This is a genomic window from Janthinobacterium lyxosi (assembly GCF_051380665.1).
GTDB lineage: Bacteria > Pseudomonadota > Gammaproteobacteria > Burkholderiales > Burkholderiaceae_D > Janthinobacterium.
In genome coordinates, this window is record NZ_JBNYXM010000009.1 from 101,964 (window position 1) to 118,395 (window position 16,432).

Sequence of the window (16,432 nt, forward strand, 5' to 3'; positions counted from 1 at the left end):
TACGGAACTTTCACGATAACGAGATAGGTGGGTGAGTTTTTGATCGGCACCAGCAATCAACAAAATTAAAGATACATATAACCATCCATAAGCATACTCTCGAAAAATATCAGCATTCCTACATTCTGGCAAAGAGACGAGTACCGACTAATGCAATTACAAACTGTATTAGTCGGCCAATAAGGACGGAAATCAATTGAAGTCGACCATAGTACTAACCGCTGCTGAATGATGCATGTAAACTCTTAGGCTGGAAGCGAGTCCAAAGCTTCTTTCAATAGACTGAATTGTTCGTCAAGACCGTAGTGGTGGTTACCGATGAAAAGACCGTGGGTATCGATGTAGTTTGCATTCACCAGCTCTCCGTGCACCGAGCTGTCAAACCATTTGACCACTTCATTTTTTGCAAAATTGCCGGCAACGATAGGACGGCAATCGATCTGGAATTTTCCAAAAGTTGCGACTGCATCGGCTCGGGTGAATGGCGCATCCGCATTGATGACTAGGCTGAAACCGAACCAGCTGCTTTTACCAATTTCCGCCTGTACCCGGAAGGCCGGATAAGCTTTCATCAATTCCAGGAATTTGGCCGCATTAGCACGACGCTCTTGTATGATTCCTGGCAATTTTTTAACTTGCTCAATGCCAATCGCACCGCTCATTTCCAATGGACGCAAGTTATAACCTGGAAGAACGAAGCGGAAGGATTCGACAAACGGATCGTCGCTCTTCGTACCACATACCAGATTCTCTTTTGGCAAATTACGAGTCCAGCCATGCGCGCGCACGGACAGCAGAATGTGATACAACTCTTCGTCATCGGTTACCACCATGCCACCTTCCATTGTGGCAATATGATGGCTGAAAAATGTGCTATAACTGCCCATCAAGCCATGGGTACCAGCCTGGCGGCCGTTGAACTCTGCGCCCATCGACTCGCAGTTATCTTCAAGAACAATGATGTCGCGGCCAGCAACGATTTTCTGGATTGCATCAAAATCATTGGGATTGCCAAGCAAATTGACCGTCATGATTGCGCGTGTCTTATCGGTGACTGCCGCAGCCAGTTGCTCCAGATCGTAGTTCAAGGTATCCAGATTAATGTCGACGAACTTGATCTTCAGGCCATACTGGTACAAAGGATAATAAGTAGTGCTCCACGATACCGCGGGCACGATCACCTCATCACCTCGTTGCAGGGCGCCTTCCTTACGATAAATCAGCCCAGCGACCATCGCCAGATTTGCCGATGAACCGGAGTTAACCATGACACAATATTTGCTACCGGTGTAAGTGGCAAAGTCTTTTTCAAATTCGACAACATGTTTTCCCATCGTAAACATGCCAGAATCAACAACTTTTTGTATGGCGGTATATTCCGCTTGATCCCATGTCGTACTTGCCAATGGATAGGACATTATTTTTTCTCCGTATTTAAATAGAATTCATAGGTGAGTGCCAAACCTTCTCGTAACGATGTCTTGGCACTCCAACCCCATGTATTTGCAAGTGCTATCGATGTAAGTTTACGCTTCATTCCTACAGGCTTGCTCAGATCGTAAACAAATTCACCTTCATAGCCAACCACTTCAGCAGCAATTGCATAATAGTCGTTAACTGAATAATCAGTTCCAAGGCCAATGTTTACTGTGCCTGGCAAGGTGTCAAAGTTGTCCGCAGCATTATAAAGTGCGTCAGCCAGGTCGCCCGCATACATGAACTCCCGCCGCGCGGTGCCATCGCCCCAAATCTCGACCATCGTCTGTCCCAACAGCTTTGCCGCATGCACTTTATGCAAGATGGCTGGGATCAGATGAGACCAGCGCGGATCAAACTTGTCATGGCGTCCATATAAGTTGCATGGGATGACCGTTTTGTACTGATATTCAGGATTTTCCCGCGTAATGTAATCACACAGGCGCGAAACCGTAATTTTAGCTATCGCATAGCCTTCATTCGTTGGTTCCAGTTCACCAGTCAATATCATATCTTCGCTGAGCGGAACATCCAGATTACGTGGATACATGCAGGAGCTGCCGATATTGATCAGGCGCTTCACTCCTGCAGCGCGGGCAGCAAGAATGACATTCCGCCCCATATCCAGATTCTCCGTCAAGAACCGAACTGGCTCTCGCATATTTGCCTGAATGCCACCAACCCGGCCGGCGGCATGAATGATCAGATCAGGTTGCGCCTCACGAATGAATTTTTCAGTCTGTTCATACGAGAAAAGATTCAAATCTTGACTGGATGGGAACAGTAACTCATGGCTTTTTACTGCCACATGCTCACGAAAATTGCTGCCGACCATACCACTACCGCCGGTTATTAGTATCCGCATGGCATTCTCCTGAATTACGTGCCGACGCGTGGATAGACCTTGAATCCACTAGCATGCATCAACTGTTCCCGACGAGCCAGGTCCAGATCGGCCTGTGCCATTTCCGTCACCAGAGAGGCAAACGAAGTCGTTGGCGACCAGCCCAGTTTTTGTTTTGCATTTGTTGGGTCGCCCAACAGCGTCTCTACTTCCGTCGGACGGAAGTAACGTGGGTCAACGCGCATGAGGACTTGGCCAATCGACAGATGAGGCATCGCCTCCGCATCTGGCAGGAAACCATCAATGACACCGACCTCATCCACGCCACTACCTTCCCAGCGCATTACGATGCCATATTCCTTGGCAGTCAAGGTAACAAATTCGCGAACGCTATGCTGCTCTCCAGTGGCGATAACAAAGTCTTCTGCTTTATCTTGCTGCAGCATCAACCATTGCATTTCGACATAGTCTCGTGCATGGCCCCAATCACGCAGCGAATCGATATTACCAAGATACAAACACTCTTGCATATTCAATTTGATGCGTGCCAATGCACGGGTAATTTTTCGGGTGACGAATGTTTCGCCACGGATTGGCGACTCATGATTGAACAAGATACCATTGCAGGCATAGATTCCATAAGCCTCGCGATAATTAACCGTAATCCAGTATGCATACATTTTTGCCACAGCATAGGGACTACGAGGATAAAACGGCGTGGTTTCCTTTTGGGGCGTTTCTTGCACCAAACCATAAAGTTCAGATGTGGATGCCTGATAGAAGCGGGTTTTTTTCTCCAAACCCAAGATACGAATTGCTTCCAAAATACGCAATGGACCCAGGCCATCGGAGTTAGCCGTATATTCCGGCTCTTCGAAAGAAACTGCCACATGACTCTGTGCGGCAAGGTTATAAATTTCATCTGGCTGAACCAACTGGATGATACGGATCAGACTTGTCGAGTCGGTGAGATCACCATGGTGCAAAACCAGGCGCGGATTGTCGACATGAATGTCTTCAAAAAGATGATCGATTCGGTCGGTATTAAAGAGTGAAGTACGACGTTTAATACCGTGCACAATATAGTCTTTTTTCAACAAGAATTCAGCGAGGTATGCGCCATCTTGCCCAGTAATTCCTGTAATTAATGCAACTTTTTTCATAAATTTCCCTAATCAACTCAATAAAAAATATTCAACGAAATTAAAATTCACTGCAAAGAATTTAAATTTTTTAATTCAGACTCCCTACAGAAAAATTTTATATTCAATTTTTTTTTCATCCAATGCCACGATATCCTTTTTACCAGGATAAACCAATATTTTTATTTCTGACATTTCAAATAATGGAAGATCATCACGACTATCACTATATGCGACAATAAATCGTACATTTTCCACTCCATGAAAATGTTTTCTCAAATTATCTGCTTTAAAGAATCCAATATTTTCATGAATAAGGAAATTATTTGAAGAGTATCCAAAAGCTCCTATCGTCATATCACACTTCAGTAAGTCGCCTACCTTCAAAGCATAAGCGCTAGGGGCGGCCGTACTAAGAATAGTAATTACTTCGGTGTTAGATTGCCATTTTCTCAATTCTGCTAATATATCTTTTCGCAAAAATAGTATTAATGATTTCGAAAAAAATGAACAAAATGGATTACCCATTTTCATATACAATTCACATAGTTTTTCCTTAAAATCAACATGTGAAATATTTCTAAATTTTCTTGAATAAAACAATTTTAATGTTTGCCATAAAGAACCAAAACTGAGTGTAAAAACACAGGTAAACATGAAAAATATACAAAAAAACTTAAATGAATTAAATGGTATTAAAGTTCCATCAAAATCAAAAACCGCTACTTTTTTCATTTAAAATCTTCCGACCAAGGAAATCTCAACAGACAACTTTTATGTGCATAATAATCAGGATAAATAATAGGTTTAACAAACGTAACAACCAGCGCCGCTGTCCTAATTTCTGCATTTGGAAATTTAGCGGCTACAGCATCCCGGACCAATTTCATTGTGCTGCCACTGTCTACCGCATCGTCAATAATCAAAATATTTTTTATATTTTCATTTCCTTGGCACGTTAATTTTATATTTTTCTTATTTTTTTCTTTCCTTCCCAAGCTCTGGCCTTCGCGTATAAATGCTTCAATACGACGCATAAAATTCAGAAAAAAATAAGGAATATACTTAAATAATCTCTTGAGATTAATTTTCTTTTTCACGTCTGTTGAAGGACGTGAAATTGCACACTCAATGTAAGGAACGATAGAAAAATCATCTTTCATATTCAGATATACATCCAACCCCCCTCGCGGTATTGCTACGATCAAATCAGGCTTGAATGATATTTTTATTTGTCTTGCGAGACTACGGCAGGCTTTTCTGAAATCTTCTTCATTTAAAGTTATAACTTTTATTGCACGAAAAAGCTGAAGAAACAACCCAATCTTCATTTTAATTCCTTTGCTACCGGATGATTTTTATTCGCATCGATACTTTTCAGCTTCATTCTTTTTATTTTATGCATCAACCCAACTAGTCTTATACCCGTTTTCGGTCCAAAAACAGTTGTGATCGCATACTTCAAAAATAGCTTTACACTCAATATTGCGAACTGAGCATTAAAAATACTTAAACCATGATATTTTCGAACGGCAATCGCCTCACGTAACAACAACAAACTACGTTTTGGATTGGTGCTAATTCCGCCGAATCCCATTTCCGTAATATTAATGTCGCCAATATACTTAGGAGCACGTTTCCGTGCGACGGACAACACAAAATTGATATCCGCCATGATTTTATAATTTATATCAAATCTATTCTTTAAGAAACAGGATTTATGATAGAACGCAGCCATGATTGGAATAGGAAATTGACACCACTTATGACGCCCAGCAAATGACCATGGGTCCCGCCACTCTGAGCCAATGCCATCGAACGCCACGCCTGCCTCATCTAGAACCAGCAGACGGCCATAATAGATAGCTTGTTGCTGGTCAGATTTATCAGCCGAAATTAATTCAAGTGCGTTTTTAATGGCTTCAGAAGAAGCGAGATAATCGTCCGCCCCGATAAATACAAGCCAATCACCTGTCGCTCCCTCGATACCTTTATTCCATGCATCATATATTCCTTTGTCACGTTCAGAACGAATGATAACTTTCGGTGACTGAAAAGAATTCACATATTCCACTGTTCGGTCCGAAGAACCGCCATCCATTACTACTACTTCAATATCGCTATAACTTTGAGAAAAAATACTCTCTATACATTTTTTAACGGTTGACTCCGCATTATATGTAGCGATGATTACTGAAACACGCATAAAAATCCTTTTAAAATTTAAATATATTCAATTTTGTTATTGTCTTAAGAAAATAACCTTCAACAATATATTGAAAAATCTGAAAAATAGAAATAATCAATGCAATCATTGTCATAGATACGTTACCTACCGCGATACAACAGAATATAGAAATAAGAGCGGCAAAAAACGTCATTATTTTTATAACTGTACGCTCATGACCAAGCAGCCATAATAAGAAGCCTTTAGGTCCGGTACAAATATTGAATGCGCTGGCTACGATGAAAAACGAAAATATAACGGAAGCATCTGTGTAATTTTTACCGAATAAAAATTCGACAATTATTTTTGATAAAAAAACAAATAACATTACCAAGGGAATAATTAATAGAGATACGTGTCTATTATTTTTTTGAATTACTTCCTGAATATTATCTTTCCCTGATTTTATTGATGCAAGAAGTATTGGCCCAATATAGGAATTAAGCATATTCGCAACAATTCCAAAAACTTGTGCACATTTTACTCCGGCAGCATATATGGCATAAGTAGGAGCGCTATACAAACTCGATAGAATTAATTGATCAGCTTGTGTAGCTATGAATGCAAAAATAGAAGCAAGCATGGACTTGGCTGCCTCTCTCATCACCTCATAAACCCTGCTCGCCGAGACCGTATTTCTCCCAGGATTAAATATATTATGATCCTTGATAGTTCTGAGTGTAAAGAAAATACCTCCCACTCCTATGACGGACCAGCAAATGGAGATGGCAATAAAAATATTATTAAAAGCACCGCCACTTAAAAGGACTATTGTTACGGCTAACAACATGGCAATAAGGCCTATGGATCCCAGCAGAGCAGCAGCAATCTGATTATTTAGACCTCTGTAAATATCTGCATTAATTTGATTTATGGAGAATCCTGCAACCCATAACATCAAAAAAACAATTGAAACATTGGATTTAGAAAATATATCAATAAAGAAATTTGCGAAAAATAAACTTCCTCCACCCAGAATAAAAGCGGAAACGATCGTCACTATCAGAATGCTTCTTATTTTTAGTCCCTGATTTTCTCTTGCTACCTCACTCAACCGCAAGGCCACCATGGATAAACCACACTGTCCCATGGCAGAAGCCAGAAGTATCCATACATAGATGGAAAAAAATATTCCAGCTTCTTCTGTACCAGAAAAACGGGTAATGATGACAGTTAGAAGAAATTGTGCCCCGGCTGAAATAACTCTTCCTGCCAAGGCAAAAAATGCGGACTTAGTATAAACCAAGTTTATCCTTTCATTTTGCTTCGATCAACTCCTGATATAAAGTAGTCAACTGGTTCACATAACTATCAATAGAAAAAAGCTGAGATCGTTCGATCAAAAGTGCACCAAGAGCGGCTCTTTGTTCGGCAGACATCTCTTTAAATATATTAATTTTATCGACCAATGATTTCTCATCATTCACGTCAAAGTATATCCCAAGGTCTCCCGCAACCTCTCGTACGCCAGATATATTTCCTACGATGACAGGTAATCCTGCAGAAATTGCCTCTGCGACAACAAGGCCAAAGCCTTCAATTTTTGAGGAGTGTACCAGCGCATCGTAATTTTTATAGATGGTTTCTAAATTCTTTATAGGGCCTAAAAAACGAACTTTGTGATTTACGTTTTGCTTGTATGCATAGTCGTTCAGCTCCTGCAATAAGTGGCCATTCCCAACATAATCTATACATGTTTTTTCAGCATATTTCAAAGCATTCAATTGTAAGAAAATATTTTTATCTTCTACTAGACGTCCAACACACAACAGTTTTAAATTTTCATCTAAAGAATAAACTTCTTTTTTTTCCGAAAAATTTATACAATTAAAAATAACCGTTATCCTAGAATCTAATTCAGGTAGCCACTTGACAAGTTCTTTTGAAACACCCTCGCTGATTGATACTACAGAATTAACGCAGCGATATAAGAAACGATCAATTGGCTTGAACCACCATTTACGACGATTATTTGTCGTATTATGTTCAGAGTGCAATAGCACCTTTACTGACGAAAAAAGCTTTAAAATTACGCCATATAAAAATGCAGGATACAAATGAGTATGACATATGTCATACGGCCCATTCGCTCTTACATATGCCAGCATTTCAAAGAGAGAAAAGTACCTTTTCCCCTCTAAAGTTATCCACGTTATATTTTTTTCTTTTGCTTTTTCTTTTATATGATCATGGCCATCTTCAAGACATAAAATCGTAACCTCATGGCCTTTTAGCTTCAAATTCTCTGTAATATTAAGAAGTAAAACTTCAGCGCCACCTATATTAAGTGAATTGATTAAATATAAAATCTTCATTTTTATTTTTCGGAAATATTATTTTTAACTTCAAAAAAAGCATACCAAAATAATGTTATACAATACAATATTTCCACGCGTTCCAAACCGGCAACAGGTGACGTAGATATTATATAGCCAACGGCAACCAGGGCCGACAGTCCTGTAGCAGCCAGTTTTGTTCTTTTTATCTGGCTCAGAGCACGATTTGCTAATTGCAAAAATCTCTTATAGATAAAAAGCATCAACGCACCACCTACTATACCTATATATAATAAAGAGTCGCTTAAAATATTGTGCGCCGAAATTGTTTGAATCTCGGCATCTATAAGCAAGTTCAAATATGATCCCATGCCAATTTTTATATTATCAATATTTTGCCCAAATAAGTTTTGTGGCAGCATTGAAATAGAATAGAAAATAGTTGTAGATCGCTCCAGATCTCCGGCATTTACCTGAGCCAATCCATCCGCACCTTGCAATAATGATGCAAGATGCAAGTAATTATAAAGTCCCACTGCTATATAAATCAATGGGAACATAAATATTCCAAATATTAAATATTTAATTCTTACTCGCATAAAATATAAGAAACAAAATATTCCGGCAACTATTGTCAATAGTATTTGGCCCCTACTATTGGAACTAATGGCAACAAAAAATGCCATAACGGAAAAAAGACATGCTATATTTCTATACAATACGCTCTTTATCGCATCATAAAAAAAAGCGGCTATTATAAAAAGACATAGATGAGGCAAGACATATTTTGCCAGAAATGAAGAACCCGTCAATACCATGAAAAAGGCATACAAGTTCCATCCGCACAACATACCAAACATACCGGCCAGGATATTTCTAGTAATAATAAACCGCATCGCCGACGCATAAGCCAGGAAAATGCATATCTTAAAGGTCCAAAATATATTTTCTTTCCCTATAGATGCGGAAGTCAAAAGCAACAAAATAATTAAAATAAAATAAATAAAATTCTTTTTTACCAGCAAACTTTGAAAGACCGCCGGAAATAAGCAGACCATGATAGCTATTTCACCAAGGCGTGATCCAGCATATCCGACGATAGCCATGTCCAGTATTCCGACAATTAATGCACATATAAAAAACAAGGTAGTTTATGCTCCAGTTTTTAGCATAGCGAAAGATATTATTTTTTGAGTACGATTATACTCAGAAAAATGAAAATCAAGATAATTTACTTTTCAACTCTAGCCACTTCGCCAAATTTTTAGTCCGCGATTCCGCAATGCTTTCCTTGGCAAATATGAAAAATACAGCGAAGAGGAAACCGGAAAATATGCCTGCCAAAATTAACAATGCCAGAGACATACCATTCTTTTTTTCCGCTGCGACAGCAACATCGACTACCTGCACTGCAACAGAATCTCTGGCTTCATCCAGCTTTGCAATTTCAAATTGCTTTGCCAGTATTTCAAATATTGATTCGTAATACTTAACATCCCGAACATGTCTGATGTATTCCAACCCGACTTCAGGAATTTTTTCCGTTACGACAGAAACACCGTTGCCATTACGTGATGATCCCTGTTCCAACTTGCTGAGTTGGTTCTTAAGGCCACGAATTTCCTCTTCCATCCGGCGCGACTCTGGATTTTGCGCTGTGGCGAAGCTACGCATGGTATTTAACTGGACCTCTTTTGCTGCAATCATTCCTTTCAACTGAGCAACACCAGTAAGTAAACCCTGGACTTGCGCACCGAGTTGTATCATTCCACTTTTTTCCTGACTGTTTTTTAGCCTTTGCTCAGCATCAGCCAACTTGATCTTTGCATCAGTCAACTCTTTCTCAAGGAAAGCCCGGCGTTGAGATGCTTCTGAAAAATTCAATGTGCTCGTCAAACGAATTAGCTCTTCCACATATGCATTTGCCAACTGAGCAGAAAATTTTGGATCCGTGTCTTGTGTGAGAACTGTTATCAATCCCCCCTTGCCATTATTGATATCGCTTTTCTTCTCGAGTTTTTTTCTGGCATCGTCAAAAGTTCTAACGTTATAACGCGCTTTCAAATCGAATCGTTCGATTAATTTATCTGCAATCGTCTGGCTCTGTAATAATCCGACATATAAATCATTTGGATTTTTTAAACCACTCAAGTTACTAGCAACAGCACCCATACCACTAATTTGCCCCAGAAGGGCCGCAGCTCCAGAGCTTTGCTGTTGAGGTAGCATAACCATTGCCTTGGATGTATATTTTGCAGGCAATAGAAATCCTGCAGTAAAGAAGATTGCAGCAAAAAATAACGGACATAAAATAATTAAATATTTGTAACGCGCTGCAATAATTAGTAAATCAAGAAAATGTATCGCATCGGATTTTCCTAGCGACAAAGGCGAATTATCAACATCCCTTTTCAAATTGCTCTGCATTACTTTCTCTCTTATGATGGGTTGATTGTTCTTTTTAAAAAGCACTTAATTCTTCAACACCTTCAACCCCGCAGCGCCCAGACCAAACTGATAAAAGATCGTGGTCCATTCCTTCAAACTCTGCATAAACGTGCTGCGGTCGATTTTTTCCGGCACCACCACGGTATCACCCGGATTCAATGCCGTGCCGCCAAGGCCGCTGAACCAGCCAGCACTTTGCCCACTCTGTGCAGTACCGTCCGCGCGTATCACATACATTTCCGATTTATCCGCCGTGACGGTGATGCCGCCAGCTTGCTGGACATAATCGTTCACCGTGCGTTGTGGGCGGTAGACAAAGGCGTTTTGCTGGAATACCGAGCCAAGCACATCCACCGTGCCTGGACGGCGCGGGATCAGAATGGTATCGCCATCCTGCAAGGGCAAGTCGGGTAAGTTCTTGATTTGCGTCTCAACACCAGGCAAATCGAGGACGATGCGGCCCTCAGCCTTGATGGTGCGCAGTTTCTGCACGATACGGCGCTGCTGCTCCACCTCGGCGGCGGTTTTTGCCGCATTTTCCTTGTCGCCAGAGGCGGCCATGCGCTGGGTAGCATTCGACTCCAGGTCGCGTTCGAAACGGTCCGCCACTTCATTCAACTTGGCTTGCTGGGCACGGCGTACCGATTCGCGATTCAATTGGGTGGCGTACAGATAGCCATTTTCATTGGCGCCGCCGACACGGGCGATCAACTCGCGCAAGGTCTCGCCTTTCTTCAGCAGAAAGATGCCGCTTTGTCTGGCTTCGCCGGCCACGCGCACGTACTCGTTCTGGATTTGTGCCTGCACCGGCACGGCGCCCGGCGCAAACACGCGCAGCACATCGGTCGGTTTCACCGGGATATTCGCCAGCTGGGTGCTGGTGACGGTTTTGTCGGCGATCAGTTCCACCACCGTCTTGTATTGATTGTCGACGTTCTTTTCAACGATCACTTGCTTCGTTTCCGCTGCCGAATCAAAGCCGCCGGCCCAGCTCAATACATCGGCCAGGCTGGCATTGCCTTTCAATTCGAAAATAGCGGGCTGTTTTACGTTCCCGGTCAAGGCCACCAAGGGACCGACTTCCGGAATATAGATGACATCGCCATCGCGCAGGGTTACATCGCGGCTCTTGTCGCCCTTGGCCAGCATGTCGTACAAGTCGAAGGTGCTGACGGTTTGTGCGCCACGCTTCAATTGGATGTTGCGCATGCTACCCGTGGCGTCCGGGCCACCCGAGGTGAACAGGGCGTTCAACAGCGTGCTCATGGCGCTCAGGGTATAGGTGCCGGGACGCACGGCGTGGCCGACCACATACACTTGCACGGCGCGCGTCTGGGCGATGCTGGCCGTCAATTCAAAGTTGGTGTAAATCTTGCCGACAGCTTTCTTCAGGTAGCCCTGCAAATCCTTGTACTGCACGCCGCTGACCTTGACGGAGCCGACGCGGGGAATGAAGATCGCGCCGCTGCGGTCGACCGTGGCGCTGACGTCGATATCGACCATGCCCCAGCCACGCACCTGCAACTCGTCACCCGTGCCAATGACATAATCCTGGTTCACTTGCGCGCCATCGAAGGGAGCGAAGGTGGATGGCACGTCGCTGAACAAATCCTTGCCAAACATATTCAATTTTTGTCCGGTCACGCCTTCCGCATAGACCTCAAATGCACCGGCTTCGGCAACAGAGCGTTTGGCCGGACGGCTGGCGGGCGGGTTCTGCGCCTGCCGCTGTTCACTGCGGCCACTACGTATGGCCGGCAGGCCGCTGCCAGTCTCCATCGATTGCATTTTGGGCGTGTCACTTGTCCCAAGGTCTTGTGCAAAGGCGGAACCCATTCCCATCAGGCAAGCCGAGAAAATCATGTGTTTCACGAACGGCGAGGAAGTACGAAGTTGCTTTTTCATGCTGGTCTTTGTCTGGATGAATGATGTTGTATGAGTAAAGGGGGCGCCATGCGCGCTTAATACTTGCCCTGCCAGGTCACGCTGATTTCTTTCGGGCCGGGATTGATCGACAAACCCGATTTGCTCTGGTCGCGCTGCGCGTGCCACAGCCAGCTGCCCATGGCGTAGCCGACGATGCCGCCGGCGACCGTGTCGGACACCCAGTGCTTGCGGCCAAATACGCGGCCGGCGGAACCCACGGCGGCCACGCTATACAACCAGGGCGCATCGTATTCCTTGGCAAATGGCGTCACGGCGGCAAAGCCGATGGCGGCATGCGCGGAAGGGAAGGATGAATTCGAACGGGAACTGCCGCTGCCGACACGGCTCCACGCTCCAAGGTCTTCCTCTGGACGGGCGCGGCCAAACGCATATTTGCCAGCCACCGCCACGCCCGTGGCCGCGGCAACCGATTGCAGGGAAATGAGTCCCGTATTTTGCATGCGCTCATCGCCCAGGGCGAAGGCGGCCGCAGCCGCTCCCACTGCCGCGTATGGCATGGCTTTGCCCAGCTTGTCCCAGTTGCGGTAGACCTTGGAATCTTCATGTTTCTTCACGAAACGGTCGACAGGCTTGTCGCTGAGGGCTGATGCCAGCACCACGCCCCCGACTACCGCCGTCGCCTTGAGCCATTCAGGGGCGCTAGGCGTAGCAGATGCGGATTGTTCCAGGCGCGCGCGCATGGCGGGCCATGGGCTGACAAACGGCCGGTCTGGCGGATTGACGGCAGGCAGGTGCCGTTCGTCCGGGCGCTCGGCAAAGTTACCCAGGCCATCGTAGCTGTGCATGTCAGCGCGCGGGCGCTCGAACATGTCGTACAGGTCGCCAGGCGAAGCCACCATCTGGCCCACGTCGCGCGTCCATGGCGCAATGGCAAAGCCGGCCGTCGATTGCGTGTCCATTGGCAACATACTGTTCAGCGGCACGGACAGGAAGATGCCACGGTCCTGGTACGGCTTCGATGGCGTGCCAGGACTGGTGATATCGTTGCCGTTCGTATGCGTGTACCAGGCGCCGACTTCGATACCGGACTGGAAGCGGCGCTTGAATTCCATGCGCACGCCCGTGTCTTTGGCCAGGAAGCGGCCAGCGCGCGCCGTGACGGTAATGTCGTGCGGCAAGCGGTAATGCAGGGAGCCGATCGCCGTCACCGTCTTGTAATCGCGCGAGTCGAGCAAGCCCTTGTAGCCACGCTGTTGCAAGGCATCGACAGCCACGTCGGCCGCCCAGCGGCTATCCTTCGGCAGGTACAGCACCTGGCCGCCCACACCGCGGAACATGTCTTCATACAGGCCGGCCGACATGCGGGTATATACGCGCTCGGCAGGATTGTTGTATTTGTTCAGCAAGACACGGCTCAGCGAGAAACGCCCGCCGCGCAAATATTCCGCGATATCGGTACGCACGTGTGGCAAGTTGCTGTTCGATGGCTGCTTGACGCCCGATACCGTTTCCAGCAACTGCAGGCTGGCGGCGCTATTCAGGTACAGGCCGTCGCCCAGGCGGCGATCATAGTTGGCCACGGCCGAGATCGAATAGCGGAAGGCGCCGCTCGGATCATTGAAGAAGAAGCCCACCTTGGGGGCGACCTTGAAGCGGTTCGCCTCCCGGTCCAGCGATTTGATCTGCACCACGTCGCCATCGACGCCGATACCGACGGCCAGCTTGCCATCGTCCTTGAGGACGTTGACAGCCTTGGCGGGAGCTGGCGCGGACACGGCAGGCGCAGTTGACGCAATGGCAGGTACCGGCGCGGCAGCCGGTGCAGCGGCCACGACGGGCGCCGGCTTGTCGAGGAATTCCTGCAGCCAGCCTTGCTGATCGTCCCGGATGACATCGCTTTTTTCAGGATAGCGCAGCAGCACGACGTCGAGAAAAGCCTTGCGATCGATCTTGCCTGCCAAATAGTCGTTCAGTTTTGGCAAATCAAAGAATTCGTAGGTGGCGATTGGCTGGTCCAGCTTGGTGTACGTGATGCGCAGGGTCGTCACGCCCTTCGGCGTGAAGGCGACGGCAGTGCGCGCGGCACGGCCAACAGCGCGGCCCATGTTCGAAATACGGCTGTTGGTCAGGCTCAGGCTGAGGACATTGCCCTCTTGCTCGACACGGATATTCTTGTAGTCCTGCTTCACCAGCGCCTTCACCAGATCGGCGCCGTACACGGCGTCGCGGTGCCATTCTTCCTTGCTCGGCAACGGCGGAGGGTTCTTGTCGTCCACGAAATACGCTGGTTCATACACCTTGGGAACAAACTCGCGCTCGCCAAACGGAATGCTGACAAAAGCATTCACACTGAACTGGTCGCGGTTGCGTGCCGCTTGCAGGGCAAGCCAGCCCCAGCGGTATTCCAGGCCCACGGAGGCGCCCTTGCGGCGCTTGCCGGCAGTCGTTTCGCTGGCACGGAAGTCGCGCAGATAGTTGGTGCTATCGTACTCAGCCACCACCGACCAGCGCGGCAGTGCGGTCGGGGTCCAGCGCGCGCCGGCAAACACGCCGTCCGGACGCTTGTGCGCATAGCCCAGGCTCGCTTCGATATTCTTGCTGGCGCCAAAAGTCTTGGTGGCAACAACATATTGCCCCTTGAACAGCTCGGTACCGAACAGATCCGTCATGCCGACTGCGACAGATGGCATCCACTGCGTTTCCGTCCACAGGCGCAATTTACCGTCGACGACTTTATCCTTGTAACGGCCATAGCCACTGCCATAATCCCCTGGCACGTTGGTAAAACCAGCAATGCCCGTTATCGACACATAACGTCCCGTCATTTGCAGGAAAGGCAGGATATTCGCCGTGGCCCATAACTGGCCATACGGGCTGTCGTAGCTGTAGCCGACGCTGAAGGTACCGTCTGTTTCCACCACGGCGCTGGGCATATTGATATACCCGGATTGACCGCCATGATTCGGCGTCGCGGCAATCGCCGAAGGCGCGCCAAGCACCAAGCAGCCACACCAGGTATATTTGATTGATTTTCTGAGTACGCTTAACAAATCCGGCTACCTAAAATATCCTGCACCTGGAATTTCTGACTATATCTTCAGAAAATCAATGAGCTTGGGGAAACGTGAATAAAACGAAAAAAGGCCAACCGACGGGCATCTCGCAATGCCACGCATCAGTTCGCCACTAAAACTCGGCACTTCCGGGCAATTGATCGTTGCTTAACCATGCCCCAGGAATGTATGTCGCAGAATTTTAACATTGTTTTCTTGTAGCAAATGCTTAACTTGTTTCCCTAGCGCTACACCTGTCAGTGCGGCGCAAACGCTGCCTGCGGTTTCGCAGCGCGCTTCAATACTCACTTCAAACTGCCAAATACTTTGCCGATAATCTTGCTGCCGTAAGCGAGCGGATTACTGCGGATGGCTTTTTCTTCCTCGCCTATCATCAGGTACAGGCCGTCAAGCGCCCGGTCCGTAACATAGCCTTCCACCGTCGATTGTTGCTGCGGCACCAGTCCCGTCTTGCCGATCTGGCTCATGGTGCTATTGTATTTGCTGGCCAGGCCGGAACGGTCGGTGACGGATTTCACGATGGGCAGGAATTTGACGGCCAGCGGCGCTGATGTTTTCTGGCGGAAAAAGTCCGTCACCGACGTGTCGCCACCGGACAGGATATTTTTCGCATCGGTCACGCTCATCGACTTCACCGCACCGAGCAGCAAAGGCTTGGCCATGGGTACGGCAGACTCGGCGGCACGGTTCATCGCCACCACCAGATCGTCCAATTGCTGGCCGCGCCCCGTCATTTTCAACAAAGGCTTGGCTTGCTCCAGGATGCCGGGCAACTTGATCTTGACCTTGTCGTTGTTCAGGAAGCCATTTTCGATGCCCAACTTGGCAACGGCGGCGGCCGAGCCGGCTTCCAGCGCGGCTTTCAAGCCATTGCTGGTATCCTGGTTGCTGAGGGCATCCAGGGGACCGGCGGTGCCTGCGCCGGACGACAGCAACGCCAAGGCACACAGGATGGCGGACAGACGGCCAGGGAAAGGGTTCAGGCGCATGGTTTTCCTTTTCTAAAGAATAGACAGACCACCTTCTTCTGGAACCTTAGCACATCAAAACTGCAAATA

General features: G+C 46.6%; 13 protein-coding genes. All 13 read right to left on the minus strand.

Features of this window, described 5'->3' with window-relative positions; translation table 11 throughout:
- Positions 1-245: 245 nt before the first annotated feature.
- A complete protein-coding gene (locus tag ACQ4WP_RS11625; RefSeq protein WP_436520696.1) occupies positions 246-1,418 on the minus strand; it encodes a DegT/DnrJ/EryC1/StrS family aminotransferase in 1,173 nt (390 codons plus the stop codon).
- Entirely contained in the window at positions 1,418-2,341 is a 924-nt protein-coding gene (locus ACQ4WP_RS11630; RefSeq protein WP_436520698.1) for a GDP-L-fucose synthase family protein, read from the minus strand. The genes ACQ4WP_RS11625 and ACQ4WP_RS11630 overlap by 1 nt, the downstream gene beginning before the upstream one ends.
- Before the next feature lie 14 nt (positions 2,342-2,355).
- Positions 2,356-3,483 (minus strand): GDP-mannose 4,6-dehydratase, encoded by a 1,128-nt coding sequence (gene gmd / locus ACQ4WP_RS11635; RefSeq protein WP_436520700.1) that lies wholly within the window; start codon positions 3,481-3,483, stop codon positions 2,356-2,358.
- A gap of 84 nt (positions 3,484-3,567) precedes the next feature.
- Positions 3,568-4,197 carry an HAD family hydrolase gene (locus tag ACQ4WP_RS11640; RefSeq protein WP_436520702.1) on the minus strand — a complete coding sequence of 210 codons (630 nt, stop codon included), beginning with the start codon at positions 4,195-4,197 and terminating at the stop codon, positions 3,568-3,570.
- The gene (locus ACQ4WP_RS11645; protein WP_436520704.1) at positions 4,194-4,793 is read right to left on the minus strand and encodes a phosphoribosyltransferase; all 600 of its coding nucleotides are present in this window, start codon (positions 4,791-4,793) and stop codon (positions 4,194-4,196) included. The genes ACQ4WP_RS11640 and ACQ4WP_RS11645 overlap by 4 nt, the downstream gene beginning before the upstream one ends.
- Positions 4,790-5,668: a glycosyltransferase family 2 protein gene (locus ACQ4WP_RS11650; RefSeq protein WP_436520706.1), complete on the minus strand. Its 879-nt coding sequence runs from the start codon at positions 5,666-5,668 to the stop codon at positions 4,790-4,792. The genes ACQ4WP_RS11645 and ACQ4WP_RS11650 overlap by 4 nt, the downstream gene beginning before the upstream one ends.
- 10 nt (positions 5,669-5,678) lie before the next feature.
- The gene (locus ACQ4WP_RS11655) at positions 5,679-6,935 is read right to left on the minus strand and encodes an oligosaccharide flippase family protein (RefSeq protein ID WP_436520708.1); all 1,257 of its coding nucleotides are present in this window, start codon (positions 6,933-6,935) and stop codon (positions 5,679-5,681) included.
- Positions 6,936-6,945: 10 nt separating this feature from the next.
- Positions 6,946-8,004: a glycosyltransferase family 4 protein gene (locus ACQ4WP_RS11660; protein ID WP_436520710.1), complete on the minus strand. Its 1,059-nt coding sequence runs from the start codon at positions 8,002-8,004 to the stop codon at positions 6,946-6,948.
- 2 nt (positions 8,005-8,006) lie between these two features.
- Positions 8,007-9,071 carry an O-antigen ligase family protein gene (locus ACQ4WP_RS11665; protein ID WP_436520712.1) on the minus strand — a complete coding sequence of 355 codons (1,065 nt, stop codon included), beginning with the start codon at positions 9,069-9,071 and terminating at the stop codon, positions 8,007-8,009.
- A 115-nt stretch (positions 9,072-9,186) separates the two neighbouring features.
- Positions 9,187-10,392: a GumC family protein gene (locus ACQ4WP_RS11670; protein WP_436520714.1), complete on the minus strand. Its 1,206-nt coding sequence runs from the start codon at positions 10,390-10,392 to the stop codon at positions 9,187-9,189.
- Between the two features lie 45 nt (positions 10,393-10,437).
- On the minus strand, positions 10,438-12,318 hold the full coding sequence (locus ACQ4WP_RS11675) for an SLBB domain-containing protein (protein ID WP_436520716.1): 1,881 nt from the start codon (positions 12,316-12,318) through the stop codon (positions 10,438-10,440).
- A 56-nt stretch (positions 12,319-12,374) separates the two neighbouring features.
- Positions 12,375-15,233: a YjbH domain-containing protein gene (locus tag ACQ4WP_RS11680; RefSeq protein WP_436520718.1), complete on the minus strand. Its 2,859-nt coding sequence runs from the start codon at positions 15,231-15,233 to the stop codon at positions 12,375-12,377.
- 425 nt (positions 15,234-15,658) lie between these two features.
- Complete coding sequence (locus tag ACQ4WP_RS11685; protein WP_436520720.1) at positions 15,659-16,363, minus strand: DUF4197 domain-containing protein; 705 nt, start codon at positions 16,361-16,363, stop codon at positions 15,659-15,661.
- Positions 16,364-16,432 lie beyond the last annotated feature (69 nt).